Consider the following 1,376-nt stretch of genomic DNA (forward strand, 5'->3'; position numbering starts at 1 on the left):
AGGCATAGGTATCTACACATCTATGAGATACCTAATGCCATTGTGGCTATCTCATTGAGTTCATCTATTGAATATTCCGAGAGCAGTTGAAGAGTGTTCAGTAAAATCGAAAGCCCTGCCAATAAGGCAGGTGCACTTTCCAACCTACCTCTTTTCTGCTGCCGACCTGAAAGACGGGTGAGAAATACACGAATTTTCTGATGGTGTTCATCTTCAGAACGCTGGATTCGCCAAGTTAAAACACAAGCCATACAGCTAATCAGTAACCGCCTTAAAATGGCTTCAGGTCTGGTCTGAAGCCATGCTTCAATATCATGACCTGCCTGCTTGAGCAGCTTGAAATAGCATTCAATTGTCCAGCGCCAGTAATACCAGGTCGTCATCTCTACCGTAGTAATCTCTGATGGAACATTGCTGATTAGTGACCATCTTGCGACGGTCTTATCCTGATCATCTTTCACTACGGCAACAATTAATCTGGCTTCAATCGCACTCCCTGGCTGGGGAGCAACCCGTTGGCCTGAATCGTCATTTCTCTTCGGTTTTGCTGCACGTGTTATCCGGATAGCAGTTTCTCCCACATGCAACATATGCCGGTTTCCTTTATAGGCAATCGGCTGGACCTGCTGCGTTTCTACTCGTTCTGCGGCTTCTGCAACTTTGCATGTTTTGCCCTGATGCTCAATTCGATGGCCTTCTTTCGCCCGAATCAGCCATTTAAAACCCTGGCTGCTCATTTCCCTTAGGTGGGCAATGGAGTCACCTTCACGATCAATGATATGAACACATGTTTTCTCAATGGGATATTGTTCAATCACTTTGATTTGTTCGGTAAGTGAATCTAGATGAGATTTGCGCCCAGCAGAGTGTTGACTGAATGTGGAATAGCAGCCTGAGGCATCTGATAGTGTCTGCGCCAGTGGCGCAATAGGTAGTCCCGAGGCTGCATCAACCAGCAGACTGCTTTGCAATTCATAGCCTGAATCATATTGATGGGTTCTTTGCAGGCGCTGAATTTTATGATGGTGTTTCACATACTGTAGCTGAGACCAGTCATGAACAATCAATGCATATTGATGCGGTGATGCCTTGATCTGTTCACATGCAAGATGTTCAATTGGCTGGTTTAACTGACTAAAAGAGATTTTGTCATTATTCAGGAATCGCCAGACCGCTTGTGTGGTTGCGAAACTCGACTTTTGGGCAGAAGCCAGGTCTTTGATTGCCGGAGCAAGTGAAGCAAGAGGGTTCATATTGAGCTTTACAAGGCTGTTATAGCGCTTGACAAGACGCTGATCCAGGCCAGAGATGTTAAATTGAAGAGCATGCTCTTCAATTTAACGCAAAGTTCAGGAATTGTGTAGATACCTATGCCT

General features: G+C 45.3%; 1 protein-coding gene. It reads right to left on the reverse strand.

Going from position 1 to position 1,376, the window contains the following annotated elements:
- Positions 1 to 20 precede the first annotated feature (20 nt).
- On the reverse strand, positions 21 to 1,253 hold the full coding sequence (locus tag AC1P5O_RS16575) for a transposase (RefSeq protein ID WP_004730312.1): 1,233 nt from the start codon (positions 1,251 to 1,253) through the stop codon (positions 21 to 23).
- Positions 1,254 to 1,376 lie beyond the last annotated feature (123 nt).

It is taken from the genome of Prolinoborus fasciculus, assembly GCF_056724605.1.

Bases quoted from the DNA above. Each gene is read 5' to 3' on its own strand.
- AC1P5O_RS16575 (WP_004730312.1), bottom strand. From the start codon at position 1,253: ATGAACCCTCTTGCTTCACTTGCTCCGGCAATCAAAGACCTGGCTTCT.